This is a genomic window from Microbacterium sp., from assembly GCF_030149085.1.
GTDB lineage: Bacteria > Actinomycetota > Actinomycetes > Actinomycetales > Microbacteriaceae > Microbacterium.
On the sequence record NZ_JASBSF010000258.1, the window covers coordinates 1 to 5,649 of the forward strand.

The window sequence follows — 5,649 nt, forward strand, 5'->3', positions numbered from 1 at the left end:
GAGGTTCTCGAGCGGGTAGAAGGTGCCCGAGAAGAGGAACATCGGCACGAACACGAAGCGCTGCACGAGCGCAAACTGACCCTTGTCGTCCTGGATCGACGCCGCATACGCCATCAAAGGCACGCCGAACGCGAGCCCCGCAAGCAGCCCGACGAACATCGCCAGCCAGCCGGTGGCAGGGTCGGGAACCGCACCGAAGAGGACGATGAAGACGTAGTAGGCGACGACGGCTATCAGCATCCTCGCCGAGGCGCCGAGGATGACCCCGGTCGCGATCTGCGGGCTCGACAGCGCCGAGGCGTTGCAGCCGGAGAAGTAGCGGCGCCACTTGAACCCCGACATCACGGGGTAGGTGAACTCTTCGGTGGCCACGCCGATCGCTGCGGTCATGAGTAGCGCCGGGGCGACGAACACGAGGTAACGGACCTGCTCGCCGTGCACCGTAATCGTCCCGTCCAGCAGCGCGGCAAGGCCCAGCACCAGCCCGAGCAGATACAGGATGGGCTGCCCGAGGGCACCGACCACGATCGTCCACCCGTAGGCGCGCATCGCACGCACCATATGCTCGGCGACGTACCACGAGCCCCACCGGCGGGGCTTGCGCCCCCAGGCGAGAGCTTCGGCACGCAACTCGTCCAGGGTTGGCTGAGTGCGCGCATCCGGAATCGGCGTGCTCATTCGATCAGCGACCTTCCCGTCAGGCGCAGGAAGACATCCTCCAGGCTCGACCGACGCACCAGCGAGGTCAGCGGCTGCAGACCCGCGGCGGTAACCCGCTCGAGAGCCTGCTCACCGTCGTGCGCGTAGACGAGGATGCGGTCAGGGAGCACCTCGACGCGGTCGCCGATCCCCGCGAGCTGCGGCGCCACCTGCTCATTGCGATCCGACCCGAAACGCACCTCGAGCACCTCACGGCTGGAGTGCTCGCGGATGAGCGAGGCCGGCGTCCCCTCGGCCATGATCTGCCCCTTGTCGACCACGATGAGCCTGTCGCACAATTGCTCGGCCTCGTCCATGTAGTGCGTGGTCAGCACGAGAGTCGTGCCACGCTCCTTGAGACGGAAAAGACGGTCCCACAGCACGTGCCGGGCCTGCGGGTCAAGACCCGTCGTGGGCTCGTCCAGCAGCAGGATGCGGGGGTCGTTGATCAGCCCGCGCGCGATCGTGAGCCGTCGCTTCATGCCACCCGAGAGCTGATCGACCTTGCTCTTCGCCTTGTCTTCGAGCGCAGCAAACGCCAGCAGCTCGTCGGCCTTCTGTGCGCACACCTTGCCCGGGAGCCCGAAATAGCGGCCATAGATGAAGAGGTTCTCGCGGGCGTTGAGTTCGCCATCGAGGTTGTCCTGCTGCGGGACGACGCCCAGCCGCGAACGGATCTCGGGACCGTACTGGTCAGGATCCAGGCCCAGGATGCTGAGCTCCCCGCTCGTGCGGGTCGAGACCGCACCGATCATCTTCATCGTCGTGGACTTGCCGGCACCGTTCGGTCCCAGAAGTCCGAACGACTCGCCCGGCGCCACCTCGAACGACAGTCCGTTCACGGCAAGGAAGTCATCCTTGCCGGCGATCTTGTAGGCCTTGACGAGGTTGTGGGCGCGGATCACAGGCTCTGGCACCGTCCTACTGTACGAGCGATCTCCGACATCCGACGACGCGGGAGTAGCATCCCGGTGTGACCGATACACAGCTTCCCTACCGCGCCGACATCGTCGGCAGTTTCCTTCGACCGGCAGCCCTCGCCGAGGCTCGCGCCGCGCGCGCTGCGGGCGAAATCGACGATGCCGCCCTGCGCGAGGTGGAGGATGCCGAGATCGCCGCGCTCGTGGCGAAGGAGGCGCAGAACGGTCTGAGGCTCGCCACCGACGGAGAGTTCCGGCGGTCGTGGTGGCACTTCGACTTCTTCGGGATGCTCGATGGTGTCGAGGTCGTCGAGCTCGACCACGGCATCCAGTTCCAGGGCGTGCAGACGCGGCCCCTCGGCCTGCAGGTGAACGGACGCATCGGCTTCAGCGACACGCATCCGTTCCTCGCCCACTTCCGCGCGCTCGCCGAGGCCACTGTCGCCACCGGGGCAACGCCGAAGTTCACGATCCCCGCCCCCACCGTTTTCGACTTCCGCCTCGAGCCTGCGGGGATCACCACTGACCTCTACGCCGACCGCGATGCCCTCGTGCCCGACCTCGTGCAGGCCTACCGCGACGCGGTGCAGGCGTTCTATGAGGCCGGATGCCGCTACCTGCAGTTCGACGACACGGCGTGGGCCTACCTCTGCTCGCCCGAGGAGCTCGAGAAGGCAGCGGCCCGCGGCATCCGTACCGAGGGAATCGGCGAACGCTACTCCGCGATGCTCAACGCGATCCTCGAGGCAAAGCCCGCCGACATGACGATCACGACTCACGTCTGCCGCGGCAACTTCCGGTCCACCTGGATCTCCTCCGGCGGTTACGAACCGGTGGCCAAGCACCTACTTGCCGACACGAACTACGACGGTTACTTCCTGGAATACGACAGCGACCGCGCTGGTGGTTTCGAGCCGCTCCGCTTCCTTCCCCACGGCCACAAGCGGGTCGTGCTGGGCCTGGTGACCACCAAGTCGGGCGAGCTCGAGGATGCCGACCTGCTGCGCACCCGCATCCAGGAGGCTGCGCAGTTCGCACCGCTGGAGCAGCTTGCCCTCAGCCCTCAGTGCGGATTCGCCTCGACCGAGGAGGGCAACCTCCTCACCGAGGACGAGCAGTGGGCCAAGATCCGCCTGGTCGTCGACACTGCCGCCACCGTCTGGGAGTGACCGTCACGAGCGCCTGATGCTCAGGAGCGCTTGACGTAGGGGCGGCCCTCGAGAGCTGCGCGGTCGATCTCCTCCTGGTCCTCGACGTACGGCGTACCGTGGGTGTGGAAGGTCGGCACCGTCTTCATGCCCCAGGCCTGGCCCTTGGCGCGCTCCGCCTGGCTCCACTCCACGACCGGCCAGTCCGGATCGAGGATGAGACGCCCCTGCGCGGTGGCGAATTCGATGCGGTTCCCGCCCGGTTCCCACACGTAGAGGAAGAACGTCTGGTTGATCGCGTGCTTGTAGGGGCCGTACTCGATATAGATCCCGTTCTCGAGGCAGATGTCGGCAGCCTTGAGAATGTCCTCGCGAGAATCCGGGGCGATCGCGAAGTGATGGAACCGGCCCCGCTGGCGCGTCCAGTCATCGGAATACACGACGTCGTACGACTTCTGGTTGAACCGGAACCACCAGGCCCCATACCTCCCGTCGTCAAGGCGCACCCGCTCTGACTCCCGCGACATCATGACATCCCGCCAGAACTCTCCAGCCGCGTTCACGTCGCTGGCCAGGTAATTGATGTGATCCATCCGCCGCGCGTTGATGCCTCGGCCGGGGTACGCGGATGCCTGGTTCTTCAGCGCGGGACGATCCTCGTCATCCGGGACATAGTGCTCGGTGTCGTAGTACACCGCCATGAGGTGGCCGTCGGGGTCTTCGAATTCGAATGAGCGGCCGACACCGACCTCGGCATCCTGCCAACCATGCCCGAGGCCGGATGCCTCGATCGCCGCCACTCTCCGCTCCAGAGCCTCGGGGCTGGATGCCCGATACAGGGTGCGGCCCACGCCGTTCGTGTCGGATGCCGTGAGCTTGAGCGTGTACAGCTGGTACTCGTCCCAACACCGCAGATACGCCGAATCCCCGATGCGGGCGACCTCCCGCATCGCGCAGATATCGCGAAAGAACCGGAGGCTCTCGTCGAACCGTGGGGTGAACAGTTCCACGGCGCCGAGATGGGCAAGGTCGAAGTTCTCACTCGTGGCCATGAGGTGTCCTCTCTGACACTGCTGCCTTATCGATGCATCCTGTCTATCACCGATTTACCTCTGGACATAGGTAAATTTTGCCCGTACGATCTCGCTGAAGCCACCCGGACGAGGAAGTCGAGGAGACACCCATGGCCAAGAATCTGCAAGAGCTGCTGGACGAGAAGGGCGATACCGTCCGGATGCTGCGCGACTCGCAGCTCGGCACGTACATCTACCCCGTGGTTCCGGCCGAGTTCAGCAACTGGCGTCGCGAGCAGAAGGCGTGGCGCAACGCCGCGGTGCTCTACGACCAGAGCCACCACATGGTCAACTTCTTCGTGAAGGGACCCGATGCGCTGAAGCTGCTCACTGACACCGGCATCAACGGCTTCAAGAATTTCCCCGTGAACACCGCCAAGCAGTTCGTTCCCACCGCCTCCAACGGTGGCGTGATCGGCGACGGCATCCTGTTCCACGAAGCAGAGGGTGAGTACGTCTACGTCGGGCGCGCCCCCGGAGCCAACTGGCTGCAGTTCCACGCCGAGACCGGCGGGTACGACGTGGAGTTCCGCTACGACGACCGCTCGCCGTCGCGCCCCTACGGCCAGGCCGTGCACCGCGACTACTACCGCTTCCAGATCCAGGGACCCAACGCCTGGGCGATCATCGAGAAGCTCGCGGGTGGACCGGTCGAGCAGGTCAAGTTCTTCCACATGGGCGAGATGACGATCGCGGGCGAGAAGGTGCGCACGCTCCGTCACGGTATGGCAGGCGCTCCGGGCCTGGAGATCTGGGGACCCTACGAGCAGCACGGCAAGATCCGCGATGCCATCCTCGAGGCAGGCCGCGAGTTCGGCATCGAACCCTGCGGGTCGCGCGCGTACTCGTCGAACACTCTCGAGTCCGGATGGATCCCCTCGCCGCTCCCGGCGATCTACTCCAGCGAGGCCGAGCGCGCCTACCGCGAGTGGCTGCCCGCGAACAGCTACGAAGCGATCAACGCGCTGGCAGGGTCCTTCGTCTCGGAGAACATCGAGGACTACTACCTGAACCCCTGGGAGCTCGGCTACGGCTCGTTCGTGAAGTTCGACCACGACTTCATCGGCCGTGACGCGCTCGAGAAGCTCGACCCCGAGACCCAGCGCAAGAAGGTCACGCTGGCCTGGAACGACGAGGACCTCACCAAGGTGCTCGCGTCAGTGCTCGACCGCGAAGGACCCGGCTACCAGTTCTTCGACCTGCCCAACGCCAACTACGGTTCCAGCAACTACGACGCTGTCATCGACGCCGACGGCAACACCGTGGGCCTCTCGCTGTTCACCGGCGTTACCGCGAACGAGACGCGCGGCCTGTCGCTGGCCACGGTCGACCGTGACGTTCCCGTGGGCGCCGAGGTACGGGTCGTCTGGGGCGAGCCGAACGGCGGATCGGGCAAGACGACAGTCGAACCGCACGAGCAGATCGCGATCCGCGCCGTGGTCAGCCCTGTGCCCTACGCCGTGACCGCACGCCAGGAATACCAGGGCGGCTGGCGTACCACCGGATCGCTCTGATCCGGCAGCGCTTCGCGCACACCGATCTCGGGGACGGATGCCGCGGCATCCGTCCCCGAGATCGTCTTCGGGCATTCGCGTCATGACGCGATGTGGATGCCCTCAAAGCCGCCCGGGAATCCGCTGACCGCCGCCGAGACGGTGTCGAAGAACCAGTCGAGCGCACCCGCGTGCTGCGGCGACCGCCGACGGTAAAGCTGAAGCTCAACCGGCCCGAGAGCGAAGGGCAAATCGCGGATGACCAACGGCCAGCTCCGCGACCATCCGACAGCGAGAGTCTCGGGAATCGTCGCGA

The 5,649-nt window shown here is 65.7% G+C and carries 5 protein-coding genes and 1 pseudogene; 2 read left to right on the top strand and 4 right to left on the bottom strand.

The window, feature by feature from the left end:
• Together Q1V87_RS10415 and Q1V87_RS10420 are read right to left on the bottom strand one after the other, a co-directional pair.
• Positions 1-678, bottom strand: a 678-nt coding sequence (locus Q1V87_RS10415) for an ABC transporter permease (RefSeq protein ID WP_300592330.1), incomplete at its 3' end; no start/stop codon positions are given.
• The gene (locus Q1V87_RS10420; protein ID WP_300592333.1) at positions 675-1,616 is read right to left on the bottom strand and encodes an ATP-binding cassette domain-containing protein; all 942 of its coding nucleotides are present in this window, start codon (positions 1,614-1,616) and stop codon (positions 675-677) included. The genes Q1V87_RS10420 and Q1V87_RS10415, both read right to left, overlap by 4 nt.
• 56 nt (positions 1,617-1,672) lie before the next feature.
• Here Q1V87_RS10420 and Q1V87_RS10425 point away from each other — a divergent pair, with 56 nt between their 5' ends.
• The gene (locus Q1V87_RS10425) at positions 1,673-2,788 is read left to right on the top strand and encodes a 5-methyltetrahydropteroyltriglutamate--homocysteine S-methyltransferase (RefSeq protein WP_300592336.1); all 1,116 of its coding nucleotides are present in this window, start codon (positions 1,673-1,675) and stop codon (positions 2,786-2,788) included.
• A gap of 20 nt (positions 2,789-2,808) precedes the next feature.
• On the opposite strand, the gene Q1V87_RS10430 is transcribed toward Q1V87_RS10425, so the two are convergent.
• Entirely contained in the window at positions 2,809-3,819 is a 1,011-nt protein-coding gene (locus Q1V87_RS10430; RefSeq protein ID WP_300592339.1) for a VOC family protein, read from the bottom strand.
• Positions 3,820-3,950: 131 nt separating this feature from the next.
• Between Q1V87_RS10430 and Q1V87_RS10435 the strand changes: the two genes are divergently transcribed.
• The gene (locus tag Q1V87_RS10435; RefSeq protein ID WP_300592342.1) at positions 3,951-5,354 is read left to right on the top strand and encodes an aminomethyl transferase family protein; all 1,404 of its coding nucleotides are present in this window, start codon (positions 3,951-3,953) and stop codon (positions 5,352-5,354) included.
• 80 nt (positions 5,355-5,434) lie between these two features.
• Here Q1V87_RS10435 and Q1V87_RS10440 read toward each other — a convergent pair.
• Positions 5,435-5,649 (bottom strand): annotated as a pseudogene (locus Q1V87_RS10440) (hypothetical protein); the annotation flags it as partial.